We start from the raw sequence: 18,192 nt of genomic DNA on the forward strand, positions 1-18,192 counted from the left end.
TCATCCGGGGAAGTATTTATAGCCCTTTCGAAAGAGAGTGGCATACTACAAAGAGAGATAGAGCTATTCCAATAAAGAGTGAGACATTATCCAGCACAATAGTTGAATCAGGCAAGGGCAACTTATCCATCAAGGCCGTCCAATCTCGCAGTAGCCGCAGACTCACTAAGGCCACATCTCGCGGCGGTGCGCTCAACCCTGTCATTTCTTCCAACAGCAGCGGGTGATTGGCATCAAACTTGAACCATCCTTCAGTAAGACTAGACAACTCTGGGATCGGCGTGGGAACCTGCTGCTTAAATAGCAACTGCAACTGTTGACTATCTAAAGCCCCTTGGCTTTTCGACAGCAGACCCAAGGGCTGGTTGAGAGGATATAGTTTGTATCGAAAAGCTCTAAGTGTAGTTTCTTCAGCAATTGATGATAAATTAACAGAACTCATAAAATCTTAATAGTTGTTGGTTACCTTAAGCTATAGCTATTTCCAATTAGCTATTTCAAAAAGGAGTGATATATTTTTAAGAGAGATAGGCTATACTTAAAGAGTCATAAACGTTGTCAAAGAATATGAGCTACAGCTTGGACTGACGAGAGCGGGTTGGCAAGGGTGCAAAATCAGTGAGGCCACTCAACTCTTTCAAGTAAGTTGTGCCACCATCCATCGCTGGCTGAAGCGAGAAAATCTTGCTTCTACGGTTGTTCCGCGCCGTCCTTGGAAACTGGATTGGGCGGCCTTAGCAGCGGATGTTGCGGCTCATCCCGATGACCAGTTAGAGGAAACGGAGGTGTATATCGATGAGAGGGGGGTTGACTCGCGGTTGGCGTGTGAGTATGGATAGTCAGCGCGAGGTCAACGGATTAACGGCGAGCAAGTTGGAGAGCGTAAGAGAAGGGAGAGTTGAGTGGCGGGACGGTATAGACACCAAAAAGACTTCATTGGGGAAAGAGCTGTTTGAGGGCTTCTTCGAGGGTAGGTGCCATCACAATCCGCTGGTTATCCATGACGATAACCCGTGCCAAGGTGGGCAGTTGATTTTGATCGGCTTCGAGGTAAATGGGTTCGACGTAGAGGAGCGATCGCTCGATGGGGATAATGAGGAGGTTGCCCTGCACGGATCTTGACCCTTGGCGATTCCAGAGGGAAATTTGCTGCGAAATGACGGGGTCTTGATTGATGCGTGCCTCCATTTGTTCCGGGCCAAAGACCAGTTCCTGCTTGGGAAAGACGTACAGCAGGAGCTTGCCATAGTTTTGACCATCGGAGCGAGCCGCCAGCCAACCAATGAGGTTCGGGCGATTCACAGGCGTAAAGGGGACAAGGAGAATAAACTCCTCCGTATAGCCAATGGGCAACTTGGTAATCAAGTAGTAAGGGGCAACGGCTTGGGGTTTTTCGCGGTAAATCTCCTTGGGAATTTGCCAGAGGTCTTCGCGGTTGTAAAACACCACGGGATCTGTCATGTGGTATTTCAGGAGCTGTTCTGACTGGACCTGCATCAAATCAATGGGATAGCGAATGTGGCGATAGAGACGATGGGGCATGGCACTCAAGGGATGAAAGAGGGTTGGGAAGATCCGCTGCCACGTGCGAATCATGACATCGTCGGGTTCCACCACATAGAAGGTGACATCGCCGTTATAGGCGTCCACCACCACTTTGACGGAGTTGCGAATGTAGTTAAACGAGTGCTCTCCCGGATCACCGTAGGGATAATAGCGACTGACGGTATAGGCATCAATAATCCAGTAGAGATAGCTGACCCCCGCCGTGCTTGGGCTAGCTGCAATGTCCTGTTCAGAGCGTGGATCGGCGACGACAAGGTAAGGTTCACTGTCAAGGCGCAGGAAGGGAGCGATCGCCCGCACCCGATCCTGAATCAAGCGCCGAAAGAGCACCCGTGAATCTGGCCGCAAGTTGGGGGTCAACAGCAGTTGCCAATCCCGAAAATAGACGCTATAGACCAAGCGTCGCCACCAACTGGCAATGGGCACGCCGCCCGTGCCGTCGTAGTGGTTATAGACATTCTCGGCACCCCGGGGAAAATCCAGTTCTGGGACATCAGAAGGGGCAAAGATATAGGTATTGGTGAGTTCACCGTAGTAAATTCGGGGGTAGAAAAAGGGGATACTCTCGCGAATCTCGGGGGGATTGACCAGTAGCTCACCCGTATCGCCAATATCGCGCACAAAGTACTTGGGCAGACCATTGGCTTCGGCGGTATTCACGGGACTCATGGTGAAGCCATAGCCGTGGGTAAACACGAGGTGCTCATTAATCCAAGTACGGGCAAACCGCTGCACGGCACTGTAGTCCACTTCGCGAGCGGCAATGAGGACTTGGCGAATTTCTGATTGGTCTTGCTCAGGATCTAGTTTCAGATAGTAGCGATCCAAAAAGGCTGCTGGAAAGCGATAATAGGAGCGCAATTGTTGCAGTTGGCGGTTAGTTTCAAGGAGAGGGCGGGTATCCCAAAGGCGAATGTTACGGGTCGTGGCCGCATTGGCAGTAATGATCTCGGCGTTGAGGTTATTTTCCGGCTGAAAGGGTTCGACCCGCATTTTTTCAAGGTTAAAGCCTTCGCGGGTGTGGGTAATCGTACGTTGAATGTAGGGCAGTTCCCGTTGCAGTTGGTTGGGTTGAACCATTACTGCTTCAATGGCGGTGGGTAGGAGCCAATCGGCAATCAAGATAACCACCAGATAACCCAATGTAAAACCAAACAGGCCCGGGGCAATGGGACCCAACCGCCGCTGCCCTTCGCCGCCTCGACGAATCGCAGACCAAGTCAACAAACAGGCGACGCCAAAGGCTGAAGCCGAGAGCCAACCGTAGAGGGGCAAGCGCACGGTGACATCGGTATAGCCTGCGCCAAAGGCCGCTCCATTGGTCGAGTAAAGAAGTTTATAGCGCTCTAGCCAGAAGCTAAAGGCCACTGTGGCAAAGACAAAGGCACTTAAGCCCTGTAAATGCCGCCGTTGCGATCGCACGAAACCGAGGAACTTGCCATGACTGAGACTTTCATTGGCAAGGAGATAACCCAAAGCCGTTCCCCCTAAGCCTACAACGCTGAGGTTCACCAACCAAAGGCGCAACAACTCCCACAGGGGGATTTGAAACAGATAAAAGCTAATGGAATGGTGAAATAGCGGTTCGCTATGGGAATCACTGGCGGCAAACAGTCCTTTGAGGACAACTGGCCAACTAAGGCTGGCGATCGCCCCCATGGCGAGGCTTAAGAGAATGCCTATCCCCTGAAAGAGGCGCACCGGCAACCACAGCCCCAGTACCAACGCCGCCAAACTCGGCACGAATAGCCAAGGATTCTGCACGATTTGCAGCGATAGCTCCGTCACCCGCCAAACACTCAATTGCGGTAAAAGAGGACTGTTAAACGTAATCTCTGAGCGCTGTTGCCAAAGTTGCAGGGCGATCGCCCCAATGTGATAGGTAGCCACAATTAGCAGCCAAGTTAAACCGCTGACACACAACAAAAGCCGCCATAGTCCGAGTCCCCGATAGGTGCTCTGTGCCGTCAGGGTGGGATCGACAGTCACGGTGCGTTGCCGCAGGAGCCAGTGTTGCTGCCAGCCATAGAACAGCGCCGATCCCCCTGCAACGGTGAGAAACAGTAAGGCTTGGACACTCCAGCGCTGCCAGACCACCGCCAAATAGCCCAGTTGATGAAACCAGAGGCTTTCGGCAATCAAGCAACACAGTCCCACCCCAAGGGCGATCGCCAGCACCAACGCACAAAGCCAGCGCGACCAACGGGGCATGGACTGTACAACGGAGAGGGACGGCATTAACCTCGAAAAATCGTGAAAACTAGGGTACAGTTCAGCTAGATGCTTTCCTAAGGCCAGTTTAGCGATTCAACCATGTTTCTGCGCTCATTACTTGTTGCCCTTTTGAGTTTGATTCTGTTTCTCAGCCCCTCAGCCCCCAGTTGGGCGCTTGGTGGTGAACTGCCGCCCCTCAATGCCCCCGCACCGGACTTTTCCCTTCCCAGCAGTTTGGATGGCCAGCCCATTTCCCTCAAGGATTATCGCGGTAAGTGGGTGGTGTTGTACTTTTACCCCAAGGACTTTACCTCTGGCTGCACCCTTGAAGCCCAACGCTTCCAACGAGACATTGAGCAATTTCATGCCCACAATGCGGAAGTCATTGGTGTCAGTGCCGACTCGGTAGATTCCCACGAAGACTTTTGTGACAGTGAAGGCTTGACCTTTCCCCTCCTCTCTGACCCTGATGGCCAAGTCAGCAAGGCCTATGGCTCGTGGTTGGGGTTTGTCTCACTACGCCACAGCTTCATCATTGATCCTGAAGGCATCCTACGGGAGCGTTATGTGAAAGTGAATCCAGCAACCCACAGTCAGGAGGTACTGGCTCGCCTTAAGGAACTGCAACAGCAAGTCTAGGTTCTATTTATTTCTGGGGTGAGGGTTCGGGCGTTTTTGCAGATTCCTCTTGCACCTGCTGCGCCGCCTGCTGAATGGCGTCTTTATACTTGGCGGGGGCTAATTCCACCGCTTTGGCATAGAGGGGAGCCGCTTCGGTCTTTTTCCCCTGTTCCGTCAGTGCCATCGCTTGGGCAAGAACGGGGCGAAAATCATTAGGGTTTTCTTTGCTCAGATTTTGGAAGAGGGTCAGTGCCTCATCGTAGCGTTTTTGAGCCATATAAACATCCCCAAGCAGGAGTTGTACCGCCGTGACATCCACACTCCCCGGTTGGACTTTGTTAGCTTGCTCTGCCCCTTGCAGCGTCTCTTCAATCAAGCCAATAGCCGCTTGGGGACGATTTTCCTTGAGGTAGAGATCCACCAGCCCCCGCAGGGCATTGAGGTTCCCCGGCGATTTGGCAAGAACCCCTTGAAAGGTTTGGGCAGCCCCCTCGCGATCGCCCGTTTGTTGTTGGGCTTGCGCCAAGAGAATGGCATAGTCTGTCTGTTCGGGGCGCTGCGCTGCCAACCGCCGCAGGGGATCAATTACGCTGGTCATCTCTCCTTTGCCCCGTTGAATCAGTTGCAGCCGCGTCAGCACCAAGCCTTCCAGTGCCGTGGCATTGTTGGGTTCACGCTCCAGCACCAGTTGATACCCCTTTTCTTGGGCTTGGAGTTCTGCGACTTTATCCCCAGCGGAGGGACTGGCCACAGGGCTAGGGGTGGCTTGGGGAGCCGTGAAGGCACTGGTGAGCAGGGGCATTAAGGAAATGGCGATGAAGGGAATCATCCCCAACACCAACACTAAAAGGGTGACCCATTTCTTGCGCATTCTGCCTCCTACTCAACGTTTCCCTTGCCAGTACGATTCTAGCCTAGGGGGTAGGGCAATCATTGCCAATTTTCTAGGGTCTTCCCCTTGCTAAAATTTGAAGGATTCCTCGGAGAGCTGCCATGAGCGAACTGACGCCAGAAACCATTAATTGTGCAGAGGCCTGTGTCAATGGCTGTGTCCTTGGCGATCGCTGTCCCAACCGCGAATACAGGGCTGCGGCCGTTAAGTTTATGAATGACACGCCCCTCGATCAAATTCTGCAAATTGCGGCAGACAGCTATCCCAAACGTCTCCTTGCCTCGATTGAGCGCGATCGCCAGCGAGCGGCCAACCCACCCCAAGAATAACTCGAGCGATTCATGTCTCGTCTGCGTGCATTGCAGGGGTACTTGCTCCTGCGGCTTTTACTGGCGCCGCTGATGCTGTGGACGATCGTCACTGTTGTCTTTTTGCTGCTGCGAGCCACGCCGGGGGATGCCGTGGATGCGATTTTAGGCCCCCGTGCCCCGGCGGCTGTCAAAGAGGCCTTGCGAGAACAATTGGGCTTGGCGCAACCCCTGTGGCAGCAATACTTGCATTATTTAGGGCAACTCCTGCGCTTTGATCTCGGAACCTCTCTCACCAGTCAAGGGGAAGCCGTCACCAGTATCATTGCCAAGCATTTTCCCGCGACAGCAGAGTTAGGCCTTGCGAGTCTGGCGATCGCCTTTGGTTTAGGTGTGCTCATTGGCAGTATGGCTGCGGTTAAGTCTGGCACGGTTTGGGATTTGGGGGGGCGTCTCTTTGGCATTATTACCTATGCTTTGCCCCTCTTTTGGTTGGGGATGCTCCTGCAACTGCTCTTTGCGGTGAATTTGCGTTGGCTTCCCTTGGGCAGCCGCTATCCGATTACCGAAACACCCCCCCTAGGCCCCACAGGGCTGTATGTGCTGGATGCACTTCTCAATGGCAATCTCCACCAACTGAAAACCGCATTGACCTACTTGCTCTTACCGTCGCTCACCCTAGCGATCGTCCTCAGTGGTATCTTTGAACGCATGGTGCGGGTGAATCTCAAGCAAACCCTGAGGGCAGATTATGTAGAAGCCGCCCGTGCCCGTGGGATTCCTGAGCATCGGATTCTGATTCACTATGCCCTCAAGAACGCTTTAATTCCAGTGATTACAGTTTTGGGTCTCACCCTTGCCAGCCTCTTGGGGGGAGCCGTTTTGACGGAGGTGACGTTTTCCTGGCCAGGACTGGGGCAGCGACTCTACGAAGCGATCGCGCTGCGGGACTATCCCACCGTCCAAGGGATTGTCGTTTTCTTTGCCGTGATTGTGGTTGCCGCCAGTATTCTCATTGATCTGCTGAATGCTTGGATTGACCCTCGCATCCACTACTGACTTTTTGGCACCTGCCGATAGAATAAAGAACGACGTAACAAATCTTAACGTTAGGAGGTTATCCGTCATGGCTCTCGCCGTTGGTACACCTGCACCCGCCTTTACGGCCAAAGACACCCACGGTAATACCGTCTCCCTGAGTGACTTCAAGGGCAAAACGGTAGTGCTTTACTTCTACCCCAAGGATGACACTCCCGGCTGCACCAAGGAGGCCTGTAGCTTTCGGGACAACTACGCTGCCTATCAGGACAAAAACATTGTGGTTTTGGGGGTGAGCGCCGACGACGAAACGTCGCACCAGAAATTCACCGAGAAATTCAATCTCCCCTTCCCCTTGCTTGCAGACGTGGATCGTTCCATTATCAAAGCCTACGATGTGGATGGCGGCGGCTATGCCAAGCGCGTCACCTATGTGATTGACGGCAACGGCATTATTTCCCATGTCTATACCAGCGTAAAAACCGATACCCACGCCACCGACATCTTGGCGGATCTCGGCTTATAGGTCTTGTAGCTCACGCTAAAAATCCTGATTTAGTTAAGGCGGCTAGAGACGTTCTGGCTGCCTTTTTCTTGATTGATACGGAGAGAGAGGGATTCGAACCCTCGGTGGCATCACTGCCACACTCGATTTCAAGTCGAGCGCATTCGACCACTCTGCCATCTCTCCATGGTTTATTTTACCCTTTCACGCCGTAAAGCCCCGCCATGAATGGCGGAAATATAAGGCCCATCTTGCATGCATGCGCAAGATGACATGTACTGGCTTATATGGCAATACTCACCAAGTCGTTCAAGCTGCCGTTTCTTCGGTTGAGCCGGTCGAAGGCGGAGATGTTCAAGCGGCTTCAGAACAGCGAAAGGCAAACGAATCCGACGCAGGAACAAACCGCGACTACTGGCCCTTCCACCAGCTTGAGACGTTCATTCGGTACAAGGCGATCGCAGCGGGTGTCAAAGTGGATGTCGTGCGTCTGCACTATACATCCAAAGCCTGCCAGCGCTGTGCGCACTGAACGAGAGAAAGAAATATGCCTTAAATATGCCTTAGAATCTAAGTTTTAGCTTTGAGAGGAATATTCGTTGGGACTAGTTTCATTGCTGACATTGTTAGTTTCATTATTGGTATTATTAATTTAATTATTGGCATCCCTAATTTCACCGGAAACATGAGTGTCAGCAGTTTCTTCGTCGGGATAGAACGCAATTTCTAGTCGAACGGTGCCCCTATGCCAACCTGTTTTATCAAGCATCATTACTCTTGCTGCAGCGCCTTCCACCAGTGGTGAAATCACATCAGGATTGCGAGAAATAAACCATAGAAATTCTGCTGGATAGACAGCACTACCAGTAAGCCTTTTACAAATAGCTTTTGAATTTCCGCATTCGTCGAGAAGAAAACGAATGACTGCTTCGCGGTCAAGAACACGGCCTTTTGTATTCATAAGTATTGGTACAGTTTCTACTAAATTCATGCTTATTATAGCCCATGGCCTACTGCCTGCAAATCCTACTCAAAATTAGCTCTCCGATTTCACTAGTGGTGACAATTTGACGATCGCGCCCAAACAAGGCACAACCTACTTGTAATGACCGTCCCAGGGGAGCGGCACAGTGGGCATGGATATAGGCAATGGCTCGTTGATCAATGCGGTTGGCAATTTGGCTAAGAATCTCAGGCAAGCTTTGGGGAGCCATTGTTTCTAAAAATTTGAGGGCAGCCTCAACCGTTGGTGCTTGCCACACCTGATGCAGAATCTCTGGGTCTAAGCCTGCAAGGGCACAAAAGGCGGTGAGAATTTCTTGGCGAGCGTCAGCAAGGTGGTGATGTGTGTGAAAAATGCCCCCTGCCAATTTAATAAGTTTGCCGTGGTAGCCCAACAGGAGTAGCTGTTGAACCTCGTGCTGTGCGGCTGCCACAAGCATTGGGCCTAGCCAATTGGCGGTTTTCACACAGAGGGAAGGGGGGATGTGGAGCTGTTGTGCCACCTGGAGGCCGTTCTCGCCAATGCAAAAGACAAGGGTTGGGGATTGCGCTGCCTTCTCGGCTAACTCTTGACGATAGCGCTCCAGTTGCTCAGGAGCGGTTAGGGGCTGGGCTAGGGCAGTGGTTCCCAGTAGGGAGAGGCCTTCCACAATACCAAAGGCAGCGTTTGAGGTGCGCTCTGCTAAGTCTGGCCCTTGAGGCAGGATAATTGTGACGGCGATCGCCCGCTCCTTGGGACAGTAGAACAACAAGTTGGTGGTTAACAACAAGCGGGCATAGCGATAGATAGCCGCCTCGCCTGTGGTGCGATCGCGCCCCACCCCAAAGCCCCCCTCAAGGTGAATTTTGGGAGACGTCGCCGCCTCTTGCCAGCGTACCCAAGCCCAGATTGGAGTATGGCGAGTGAGATCAAGGGGATCGCTGGGTTCGCTGTAGGTAATTGCCAAAGCCTGTTGGGAATCTAAGGGCGCCCCTTGGGCAATGGTAAAAGTTTCACAGCGATTGGGGCGTAGTAGGGCAAGGGTGACTTCCTGAGGACAGGTGCCTTCTGTGAGGCAACGCAATGCCGCCACCGCCGCCGCTGCTGCAAAAACCGGTAGCGTGTAACCCACAGATGCTAAGTAGTTAACTGAGCCAAACTGGTGCGAGCGGCTTCAGCAACCGCTGCGGCCGAATCCGTGGCCAATTGTTCAAGCAAAGGGCGAGCTTCAGGGGTGCCAATTTGGCCCAGGGCGATCGCCAGCCGATGGCGGACTTGCCAATCGGGATACTCGACAAACTGCCGCAGGTGAGCAATGCTTTCTGGCTGTTTCAGTTCACCCAAGGAACCAATGGCTGCCAGTTTCACCAATTCTTGGGGACTATTGAGGGCTTCCGTGAGCAGGTCAACAGCAGCAGGATTGCCTAGGGCACCCAAGGCCGCAATGATACTAAATTGCAATAGCCAGTCATTGGTACTGTGGTAGGCCGTTTCTAAATCTTCGAGGGCAAAGGGCACTTGCAAGGCAGCCATGGCATCCGCTGCGGCAGCACGGACATCCGTTTCGCTGTCATGGAGTAGGCGATCGCGCAACAGATCATGGGCTTGATTGAGGTTGACGTGCCCAAGGCTAGCAATTTGACTCACCGCAGCATAGCGGACGCGAGCATTTTCATCTTGGCTGAGGGGTTGAATCAGTGTAAAGGCGTCGTTGGGGTCAAGGCTGCGCAGTTGATTGATGCCCCGCAGGCGATCGCCCACATCCGCTGAGGTAATGAGTTCCTGAATTGCCGCTGTGTCCACGCCAATATTCTCCACCTGATTCCTTTGATCCTACTCGCTGGCGTTACCCACAGAAAAGGGCAGAGCGATCGCGGCTTCGATTCCCTGCCCTCAACTTAGGAGTTGTTACTGAGTTGTGCATTCTAGGCTTGTTTTTCAGCCTCCGCAACTTGCAGCATGGTCTTCAGGACGGAGTCAGGGTTGAGGCTAATGGAGTCAATCCCTTGCGCCACCAAGAACTGGGCAAACTCAGGATAGTCACTGGGGGCTTGACCACAGATGCCAATTTTACGCCCCTTGGCCTTCGCCGTTTGAATCGCTTGCGCCACCATACGTTTGACCGCTTCGTTGCGTTCATCAAACAAGTGCGCCACCAAGGCCGAATCCCGATCCAACCCCAACGTCAGTTGCGTCAAGTCATTGGAGCCAATAGAGAAGCCATCAAAGACTTCGGCAAAGGCATCCGCCAACACCACGTTACTCGGCAATTCGCACATCACATAGACTTGGAGACCATTTTCCCCCTGCTTCAGCCCATGTTTGGCCATTTCTGCCAGCACGCGCCGCCCTTCCTCTGGGGTGCGACAGAAGGGAATCATCAGGATCACGTTCATTAGACCCATCTCATCGCGGACTTTCTTCATGGCGCGGCATTCCAAGGCAAAGCCTTCGGCATAGTTGGGATCATAGTACCGAGACGCCCCCCGCCAGCCAATCATGGGGTTTTCTTCATGGGGTTCAAACTGGCGACCGCCTAAGAGGTTGGCGTACTCATTGCTCTTGAAGTCAGACATACGCACGACCACCGGCTTGGGATAAAAGGCGGCAGCGATCGCCCCAATACCCTGAGCCAACTTATCGACAAAGTATTCCGCCTTGTCGGTGTAGTTTTGGGTTAGCTCAGCAATTTTCAGCTTCGCTGCTTCATCAGTTAGCTCATCGTAGTGGAGCAGCGCCAAGGGGTGCGCCTGAATGTGGTTGGCAATAATAAATTCCATCCGTGCCAACCCGACCCCATCATTGGGAATTGCCGCCAAGCTAAAGGCCTCCTCGGGGTTACCCACATTCATCAGGATTTGGGTGCGGGTACGCGGCAGATTTTCGAGAGCTACTTCCTCCACATGGAAGGGCAGCAATCCTTGATAGACGTGCCCCTCTTCCCCTTCGGCACAAGAAACCGTGACCTCAACCCCATTGGGGATCGTTTCGGTGGCATCGCCACAACCGACAATGGCAGGAATACCCAACTCACGGGCAATAATCGCCGCATGGCAGGTACGTCCCCCCTGATCAGTGACAATGGCACTGGCTTTTTTCATGATTGGCTCCCAGTCGGGATCCGTGCGGTGGGTAACCAAGACTTCACCCGCTTGGAACTGATCGATATTGCTGACATGGAGGATGACGCGGGCACGGCCTTGGCCAATCATTTCGCCCACTGCCCGACCGCTGGCAAGGAGCGTCCCTTTTTCTTCAAGATGGTAGCTGCGCAGGACGTTCGTCGCCTTTTGGGATTGGACGGTTTCGGGGCGTGCTTGGACAATAAAGAGTTCACCCGTGACGCCATCTTTTGCCCACTCAATGTCCATGGGGGTATAGGTACCCCGCAGAGCCGAGTAGTGCTCCTCAATAAGACAAGCCCAGCGCGCGAGGGTGAGAATTTCCTCATCAGTAAGGGCAAATTGTTTCCGCAGTGTCTCAGGCACGGGTTCATTGCGGGTAAGCTTCGTCCCCCCGAGGTCATAGACCATGCGGATTTCTTTGGTGCCGAGGGCTTTTTTCAGGATGGGTTTATAGCCCGCCTTTAATGTTGGCTTAAAGACCAGGTATTCATCGGGGTTGACGGCCCCTTGGACAACGTTTTCACCCAAACCATAAGCAGCAGTAATCAGCGCCGTGTCCTTAAAGCCCGTTTCCGTGTCAATGGAGAACATCACACCAGAGCAGGCCAAGTCGGAGCGCACCATTTTTTGCACCCCCACTGACAGGGCCACATTGAAGTGGTCAAAGCCCTTGATCTGGCGGTAGGAAATGGCCCGGTCTGTAAAGAGCGACGCAAAGCAACGATGACAGGCATCAAGCACGCCCTTGAGGCTATGGACATTCAGGTAGGTTTCCTGCTGGCCGGCAAAGCTAGCATCGGGCAAATCTTCAGCAGTGGCACTGGAGCGAACCGCTACGTCTGTATTCGGGCCATAGCGATCGCACATTTTTTGGTAGGCAGCAGCGATGGCATCAGTCAATTCTGGGGGAAAGGGGGTATGCAAAATCAGGGAGCGGACTGCCTGACCCACACGGTGCAGTTCTGTGACATCCTCCACATTCAAGCCTTCGAGTAGTTGCCGCAGTTGTGTCTCAAGATTCCCTGATTGAATGAAGTAACGATAGGCATAGGCGGTGGTGGCAAAACCATCAGGGACATTAATGCCTTTGGGCGTGAGTTGTTGGAGCATTTCCCCCAACGAAGAGTTTTTTCCCCCCACGAGGGGCAGGTCTTTGCAGCTTAAGGAATTGAGTTCTAGAACAAACGCTGTTTCTCGATTGGTCATTTCACTGGTTGGTTTAGGGATTGCTTGAGTCATTGTTATGCTCCCAAACATTGAGTTTCATTGATGAAATTGCGGTTTGCTGTCTCTTTAGAGTTACAACAGCAATACTTGAGCCGTTAAAGTTTTGAGTGTCTTTGGCTCCCTTTGCTATCGTGAATAACTGCACGCAATTCCCAAGTCATAATTGTCCGTTGACAAACGCAGGCTGCTCCTTTGCTAGGAGACTGGGTAAAGCACACAATACATTTCCAACGGAGACTTGATAGGCAAGGTTGGTGGTTAAATCACTATTGCCCTATATCTCCATTCTGAAACAGAAAAATTGGCTTTGTTTGTTGCTTAACAATCCCTTAAATTCGTTAGGATTCCAAATCACGATGGGTAAAGGGTTTGGCACTAGCGCCGCTATAGGTTGCCACAATGTGGCCATTCCCCACCAGTTGGTATTTGTAGGTCACTAATCCCTCTAGCCCCACAGGACCTCGCGGCGGTAATTTGTGGGTACTGATGCCGACTTCAGCGCCAAAGCCATAGCGAAAGCCATCGGCAAAGCGAGTGGAGCAATTGTGAAAAACGCCAGCGGCATCTACCTCTTGGAGAAAACGGGCGGCGGCGGCAGCATCCTCGGTAACAATGGCTTCGGTGTGTCGCGATCCATAGGTGGCAATGTGATCCAGGGCGGCATCGAGATCGGGAACGACTTTGATGGAGAGGATCAAATCGCAGTATTCTGTCGCCCAGTCGGCTTCAGTGGCAGGGGTCATGGGCACGAGGTGGCAGGCGATCGCGTCCCCCCGCAATTCCACCCCTGCTTTCTCAAGGGCGGCAGCCACTTTTGGTAAAAAAGTCTCGGCAATCTGCCGATGGACAAGGAGCGTCTCAATGGCATTACAGGCGGCAGGGTATTGGGTCTTGGCGTCCAGAGTAATCGCGATCGCCTTCTCCAAATCCGCAGCCGCATCCACATAGAGGTGACACAGGCCGTCAGCATGTCCGAGGACGGGAATCCGCGTGTTGTTTTGGATATACCGCACAAATTCACTAGATCCCCGCGGAATGATGAGATCAACCCATTGATCAAGGCTCAACAGTTCGACCACCTCGGCGCGTTCCGTCAGAAGCGCGATCGCCCCAGCGGGCACTGCTGATTTTTCTAACCCCCTATGAATGGCCTGCACAATTGCTTGGCAGGAGCGACTGGCCTCCTGTCCTCCTTTAAGAACGGCGCCATTCCCCGACTTAATTGCCAAGGACGCAATCTGCACGACGGCATCGGGCCGCGCCTCAAAAATTACCCCCAGCACCCCGAGGGGACAGGTAACGCGACTGAGAATTAACCCCGTATCCAATTCCCGATGGAGTTGGCGCTGACCGAGAGGATCAGGGAGGACTGCCACTTGACGCACCCCGGCGATCGCCGCCGCCAGTTTACTGGGACTCAGTTCTAACCGCGCATAGAGAGAGGGATTGAGCTGATTGGCTTTGGCCTGCTCACAATCGGCAGCATTGGCCGCCAGAATCTCCTCGGTGGCGTCCTCAAGGGCACAGGCCACCTGTTCTAGGGCATCATTGCGGGCAGCGGCATCTAGGGTCGCCAACAGACGCGCCTGCTCATGAACGTCCTTGACCCGTTGTACAAGGGGAGACTCTGCCATAGGGATGCTGATTTTAAAGACCTCTCAAGGGCGATCGTACGCCAAATTGTGCCGCACTTGTGGTAGGTTAACGGCAATTGCGTTGCCCGCAGAATTGGCCAAAGACAGGTTCAGGAGGATCATGCGAATTCTATTTGTGGCTGCTGAGGCAGCACCACTTGCGAAAGTGGGGGGCATGGGAGATGTGGTTGGCTCCCTGCCCAAGGTGTTACGCCGCATGGGGCATGATGTGCGCATTTTTTTGCCCTACTATGGCTTTTTACCCGATAAGGTGGAGATTCCCAAGGATCCCATCTGGATTGGCCATGCCATGTTTCAGACGTTCCATGTCTATGAAACCGTGTTGCCAGGGTCGGATGTTCCCCTTTACCTTTTTGGCCATCCCTGCTTTAATCCCCGCCGCATCTACTACGGTGAGGATGAGGACTGGCGGTTCACCTTCTTTGCCAATGGGGCAGCAGAATTTGCTTGGAACTACTGGAAGCCCCAGATTATCCATTGCCACGATTGGCACACGGGGATGATCCCAGTGTGGATGCACCAAGATCCCGACATTACCACTGTGTTCACAATCCATAACTTGGCCTACCAAGGGCCTTGGCGGTGGCGTCTTGAGCAAATCACTTGGTGTCCGTGGTACATGCAGGGGCACAACACAATGGCGGCAGCCGTGCAGTATGCTGATCGCGTCAATACCGTTTCGCCCACCTACGCCGAACAGATTAAAACCCCCGAATATGGCGAGAAACTGGAGGGACTGCTGTCGTTTATTAGCGGCAAGCTCTCCGGGATTCTCAATGGCATTGATACAGAAAGCTTTGATCCCAGTACCGATCGCGCCCTTGCGCAAAACTACACCGTGGATACCCTCGAGCGCCGTAAGGCCAACAAAATTGCCCTCCAGGAGGAACTGGGACTAGAGGTGAACTCCGGCGCTTTCTTGGTGGGGATGGTTACCCGCTTGGTGGAACAAAAGGGGTTGGATCTCTTGATTCAGGTGCTGGATCGCTTTTTGGCCTACACTGATAGCCAGTTTGTTCTCCTAGGAACGGGCGATCGCTACTACGAAACCCAAATGTGGCAAATTGCCTCACGGTTTCCGGGGCGCTGTAGTGTCCAGTTGCTCTACAGTGATGTCTTATCACGACGCATCTATGGCGGAGCAGATGCCTTCATTATGCCGAGCCGCTTTGAACCCTGTGGCATTTCCCAAATGATTGCCCTGCGCTATGGCTGTGTGCCAATTGTGCGCCGCACGGGGGGTCTTGTGGATACGGTCTCTCACCATGACCCAGAGCAGCAAACGGGAACGGGCTACTGCTTTGACCGCTATGAACCCCTTGACTTCTACACCTGTTTAGTGCGGGCTTGGGAAGGGTACCGCTACAAACGGGAGTGGCACACCCTCCAGCAGCGGGGTATGCGTGAGGACTTTAGCTGGACAAAATCAGCACGAGCCTACAATGCCCTCTATAACTCCATTTATGGGTTGCCGCCGGACGCGATGCCCAATCCTAGTCCAACGCTGGTACCGGCAACGACCTGATCATTGGGACTATCTAATGCGTGGTCATTATTGCCTACGAGTACATTGATCCCCTCTGGCAGCCGCTACCCGATCCTCAAGCATGGGGGCCGGAGATTGATCACTGGGTGCTGGATGTACAGGCCAGCCGGCCGCAGTTGCGGTACTGGTTGCAGCGATTAGCGCCCGGGTATTGGCTGTTGCACCAGTTGAGTGCCCTAGGTCAAACGGTGGTGGAAGTGAGCGATCGCCTGCGGCAACTGGAGGCAGCGAATATCACTGTGATTGCCTTGGCCGAAGGCTATGTCAGCGATCGCCCCCCCAGTGGAGATCAAGTCCTATTCCTTTGGGATCAGGTAAAGCAACAACTCCACCAGCAAACCCTCTGCCACAGCCATGCCCGCAATCGTCTCAAGCGCCGTCCGCCGCCGGGGCGTGCCCCCTATGGCTATCGCCGGGGTAAAGAGCACTATGTGATTGATCGAGCGGCAGCCGTTGTTGTCAAGGATTTTGTTGAGCATTTTCTCCTCTACGGTTCCCTCAGTGCAGCAGTGCGCTTTATTGCCGACACCTACCACAAGCGGATTAGCGTGGCGACGGGTCGCCGCTGGTTGACCCACCCCGTCTATCGCGGCCATCTCTACTACCAAGGGAAGACGGTGATTCCCCATACCCATGCCCCCTTGATTGCGCCCGATGAAGCAGCTCAGGTGGATCGGCTGTTGCGGCGCCAACGCTCTCTACCCCGTCGCAGTGCCAGTGCGCCCCATCCTCTGGCGGGATTGGTCATTTGTGGCGAATGTCAGCAACGCTTTGGCCGGACTCAGGTGCAACCCTACCGCCAACCCAGCCAATATGCCTATTTGCGTCCCCTCCACTGTCCCTTTTCCCCCAAGTGTCGCAGCATTCCCTACGACGCAGCCCTAGCTGCTGTCATTGATCAAATTGCCAAACGCCTACCGCCTGCGATCGCCCAACTTTGCCTACCGTTGCCAACCCTCACCACCCAAATGGAAGCGATTGACAGGCAACTGCAACAACTCACTGAACTAGAACGCCAAGGCCTCTTAGACGGGGAAACGGCTGAGCTGCGCCGCTATAAACTGGCTGGAGAACGGGCACGACTGGAGGCGCAACAATCCCAATTGCCCCCTAGTAATCTTTTGCAACTGGCGGTTACCCTTGGTCAGCCGCAATTTTGGTACCAACTCTCAGCAGCAGAGCAACGGTTCTATCTACGGGAGTTTTTACGTGCCATAGAGGTCACCAGCCGCCCCCCACAGCCCTGGTCTATTCATCTGCGATTTATTTGGGAATCCCCTATTGGCGGTGTTTCTTAGGCATTTCTAGTACTCTTGAGGTAAGGTTCCCCCGCCATAACCCATAACCATGGCAGGGCATCATTGCTGAAATAGAAACGTTAGTTTATAGATAGATAAAAAACATCAATAAGAAATCGCAGGTGTAAGGGGTTATGACGATTGAACTCAGCGATCGCCAAAAGCAAATTCTTGGCGCCACAATTAACCATTACATTGCCACGGCAGAACCCGTCGGCTCAAAGGCGATCGCCACGGAGTACAACCTCAACGTTAGTCCGGCCACGGTGCGCAATACCATGTTACTCCTTGAAAAAAGCGGCCTACTTTACCAACCCCACACCTCCGCAGGGCGGGTGCCTTCTGATTCTGGCTATCGCGTTTATGTAGATGAACTGGTCCAACCTATTCCCGATGTCGCTCGCAAAGCCGAGACTCTCTTGAGTGAGCGGTTTATTTGGGGACAGCAGCGCCTTGAGGTGATCTTGCGGCAAGCGGCGCAGTTGCTCTCGGATCTTAGCGGTTACATTACGCTGATTACGCTGCCCAATCGCTTGGAGCGGCAGATTCGGGTGATTCAACTGGTTGCTTTGGATCCGCAGCAGGTGATGGTGATCCTTGTTCTCGATACCTATGAAACCCAGTCGGCGCTAATTCAGTTGGGTCAAGAAGAAGACCCTGAGCTGCGGGAACGCACATTGCAGGTACTGACCAATTTCCTCAATCATCAGTTGCAGGGGCGATCGCTGGTGGAACTCAGTGCCATTGACTGGCAAAAACTGGATTTGGAATTTCAGGCCTACAGTCAGCAGCTTCAAAGCCTACTGCAACAATTGAGCGATCGCTACAGTCACCAGGGCACTTCTTTTGTCATCAGTGGCCTTGCCGATGTCCTCCAGCAGCCGGAGTTTTCGCAAGTGGAACAGGTGCAAATGCTCCTGCATCTTCTCGAAGATCAACAGGATCAACTGGCTCCCCTGATCAGCGCTGATAGCCAAGCCCCCTCCCAAGTGCAAATCCGCATTGGTAAGGAAAATACCCTGGCGCCGATGCAGTCCTGTACATTAGTCTATTCCTGTTATTGCTATGGAGATTCTCCCGTAGGCAGTATTGGCATTCTCGGACCGACGCGGATGCCCTATGCACGGATTATTCCCCTAGTGGCCACAGCGGCAGATTATTTGACCGAGCAGGTGAGTCGCCGCAAGTAAGAAAATCAAAACATTAAACAATTCC

At 53.3% G+C, this 18,192-nt stretch carries 17 protein-coding genes and 1 tRNA gene; 9 read left to right on the forward strand and 9 right to left on the reverse strand.

Features of this window, described 5'->3' with window-relative positions:
* Positions 1 to 16 precede the first annotated feature (16 nt).
* The gene (locus tag ACK4HN_RS01850; RefSeq protein ID WP_409868782.1) at positions 17 to 442 is read right to left on the reverse strand and encodes a DUF4388 domain-containing protein; all 426 of its coding nucleotides are present in this window, start codon (positions 440 to 442) and stop codon (positions 17 to 19) included.
* A gap of 172 nt (positions 443 to 614) precedes the next feature.
* Between ACK4HN_RS01850 and ACK4HN_RS01855 the strand changes: the two genes are divergently transcribed.
* Positions 615 to 839, forward strand: coding sequence for an IS630 transposase-related protein (locus tag ACK4HN_RS01855; protein ID WP_409868818.1), 225 nt, complete (start codon positions 615 to 617; stop codon positions 837 to 839).
* A 94-nt stretch (positions 840 to 933) separates the two neighbouring features.
* Here ACK4HN_RS01855 and ACK4HN_RS01860 read toward each other — a convergent pair whose 3' ends face one another.
* Complete coding sequence (locus ACK4HN_RS01860; RefSeq protein ID WP_409868783.1) at positions 934 to 3,804, reverse strand: UPF0182 family protein; 2,871 nt, start codon at positions 3,802 to 3,804, stop codon at positions 934 to 936.
* Positions 3,805 to 3,879: 75 nt separating this feature from the next.
* Between ACK4HN_RS01860 and ACK4HN_RS01865 the strand changes: the two genes are divergently transcribed.
* Entirely contained in the window at positions 3,880 to 4,419 is a 540-nt protein-coding gene (locus ACK4HN_RS01865; protein WP_409868784.1) for a peroxiredoxin, read from the forward strand.
* 7 nt (positions 4,420 to 4,426) lie between these two features.
* Here the strand turns inward: ACK4HN_RS01865 and ACK4HN_RS01870 are convergent, their stop codons facing one another.
* Positions 4,427 to 5,272 (reverse strand): tetratricopeptide repeat protein, encoded by an 846-nt coding sequence (locus tag ACK4HN_RS01870; protein ID WP_409868785.1) that lies wholly within the window; start codon positions 5,270 to 5,272, stop codon positions 4,427 to 4,429.
* Between the two features lie 122 nt (positions 5,273 to 5,394).
* On the opposite strand from ACK4HN_RS01870, the gene ACK4HN_RS01875 reads away from it, so the two are divergent.
* From ACK4HN_RS01875 to ACK4HN_RS01885, 3 genes are all read left to right on the forward strand, one after another.
* A complete protein-coding gene (locus ACK4HN_RS01875; protein WP_409849224.1) occupies positions 5,395 to 5,622 on the forward strand; it encodes a hypothetical protein in 228 nt (75 codons plus the stop codon).
* Positions 5,623 to 5,634: 12 nt separating this feature from the next.
* On the forward strand, positions 5,635 to 6,660 hold the full coding sequence (locus tag ACK4HN_RS01880; RefSeq protein WP_409868786.1) for an ABC transporter permease: 1,026 nt from the start codon (positions 5,635 to 5,637) through the stop codon (positions 6,658 to 6,660).
* A 67-nt stretch (positions 6,661 to 6,727) separates the two neighbouring features.
* Positions 6,728 to 7,165 carry a peroxiredoxin gene (locus ACK4HN_RS01885; protein WP_409868787.1) on the forward strand — a complete coding sequence of 146 codons (438 nt, stop codon included), beginning with the start codon at positions 6,728 to 6,730 and terminating at the stop codon, positions 7,163 to 7,165.
* A gap of 78 nt (positions 7,166 to 7,243) precedes the next feature.
* On the opposite strand, the gene ACK4HN_RS01890 is transcribed toward ACK4HN_RS01885, so the two are convergent.
* A tRNA-Ser gene (locus tag ACK4HN_RS01890) sits at positions 7,244 to 7,330 on the reverse strand.
* An 82-nt stretch (positions 7,331 to 7,412) separates the two neighbouring features.
* Between ACK4HN_RS01890 and ACK4HN_RS01895 the strand changes: the two genes are divergently transcribed.
* Positions 7,413 to 7,676: a zinc ribbon domain-containing protein gene (locus ACK4HN_RS01895; RefSeq protein ID WP_409868819.1), complete on the forward strand. Its 264-nt coding sequence runs from the start codon at positions 7,413 to 7,415 to the stop codon at positions 7,674 to 7,676.
* Between the two features lie 120 nt (positions 7,677 to 7,796).
* On the opposite strand, the gene ACK4HN_RS01900 is transcribed toward ACK4HN_RS01895, so the two are convergent.
* From ACK4HN_RS01900 to ACK4HN_RS01920, 5 genes are all read right to left on the reverse strand, one after another.
* Complete coding sequence (locus ACK4HN_RS01900) at positions 7,797 to 8,135, reverse strand: hypothetical protein (protein ID WP_409868788.1); 339 nt, start codon at positions 8,133 to 8,135, stop codon at positions 7,797 to 7,799.
* Between the two features lie 19 nt (positions 8,136 to 8,154).
* The gene (gene cbiD / locus ACK4HN_RS01905; RefSeq protein WP_409868789.1) at positions 8,155 to 9,258 is read right to left on the reverse strand and encodes a cobalt-precorrin-5B (C(1))-methyltransferase CbiD; all 1,104 of its coding nucleotides are present in this window, start codon (positions 9,256 to 9,258) and stop codon (positions 8,155 to 8,157) included.
* A 5-nt stretch (positions 9,259 to 9,263) separates the two neighbouring features.
* Positions 9,264 to 9,944, reverse strand: coding sequence for a HEAT repeat domain-containing protein (locus ACK4HN_RS01910; RefSeq protein WP_409868790.1), 681 nt, complete (start codon positions 9,942 to 9,944; stop codon positions 9,264 to 9,266).
* Positions 9,945 to 10,051: 107 nt separating this feature from the next.
* Entirely contained in the window at positions 10,052 to 12,457 is a 2,406-nt protein-coding gene (gene ppsA / locus ACK4HN_RS01915) for a phosphoenolpyruvate synthase (RefSeq protein ID WP_409868820.1), read from the reverse strand.
* Positions 12,458 to 12,816: 359 nt separating this feature from the next.
* Positions 12,817 to 14,112 carry a glutamate-5-semialdehyde dehydrogenase gene (locus ACK4HN_RS01920; RefSeq protein WP_409868791.1) on the reverse strand — a complete coding sequence of 432 codons (1,296 nt, stop codon included), beginning with the start codon at positions 14,110 to 14,112 and terminating at the stop codon, positions 12,817 to 12,819.
* Positions 14,113 to 14,233: 121 nt separating this feature from the next.
* Between ACK4HN_RS01920 and glgA the strand changes: the two genes are divergently transcribed.
* From glgA to hrcA, 3 genes are all read left to right on the forward strand, one after another.
* A complete protein-coding gene (glgA, locus tag ACK4HN_RS01925; RefSeq protein WP_409849210.1) occupies positions 14,234 to 15,658 on the forward strand; it encodes a glycogen synthase GlgA in 1,425 nt (474 codons plus the stop codon).
* 20 nt (positions 15,659 to 15,678) lie between these two features.
* Complete coding sequence (locus ACK4HN_RS01930) at positions 15,679 to 16,977, forward strand: recombinase family protein (RefSeq protein ID WP_409877177.1); 1,299 nt, start codon at positions 15,679 to 15,681, stop codon at positions 16,975 to 16,977.
* A 134-nt stretch (positions 16,978 to 17,111) separates the two neighbouring features.
* On the forward strand, positions 17,112 to 18,167 hold the full coding sequence (gene hrcA, locus ACK4HN_RS01935; protein ID WP_409868793.1) for a heat-inducible transcriptional repressor HrcA: 1,056 nt from the start codon (positions 17,112 to 17,114) through the stop codon (positions 18,165 to 18,167).
* Positions 18,168 to 18,192 lie beyond the last annotated feature (25 nt).

The organism is Thermosynechococcus sp. (assembly GCF_046299655.1).
Taxonomy (GTDB): domain Bacteria; phylum Cyanobacteriota; class Cyanobacteriia; order Thermosynechococcales; family Thermosynechococcaceae; genus Thermosynechococcus.